This window comes from Bacillus sp. SIMBA_026 (genome assembly GCF_046535335.1).
Classification (GTDB): domain Bacteria; phylum Bacillota; class Bacilli; order Bacillales; family Bacillaceae; genus Bacillus; species Bacillus velezensis.
This window is the reverse complement of record NZ_JAWRWX010000304.1, coordinates 1-256: the sequence shown is the minus strand read 5'-3', so window position 1 is coordinate 256 and position 256 is coordinate 1. Positions and strand designations below refer to the sequence as shown.

General features: G+C 64.5%; 1 protein-coding gene. It reads right to left on the bottom strand.

What is annotated here, in order from left to right; all coding sequences use genetic code 11:
* Nucleotides 1–210, bottom strand: a 210-nt coding sequence (locus SB847_RS21575; protein WP_410578727.1) for a shikimate kinase, incomplete at its 3' end; no start/stop codon positions are given.
* Between the last annotated feature and the right edge of the window lie 46 nt (nucleotides 211–256).

Genomic DNA, 256 nt, shown 5'->3' with positions numbered 1-256 from the left:
GAGGGAAATGATGGCCGGCTGGACCTTGGCGGACTCGATGGCCTTGGCGACGGCGCGCGCCTCAATCTCGCGGAACGCGTGCTCCCCACGGCCTGCAAAAATATCGGCGATGCTTCCATGAGCGGCAACGATGACAGCGTCCGTGTCCACAAACGGCAAGCCCAAGTGGTCTGCCAGTCTCTGGCCAATGGCGGACTTCCCCACCGCCATCGGTCCCACAAGGACAACAGGGCCTTCCGGAAGGCCGGGAACGCCC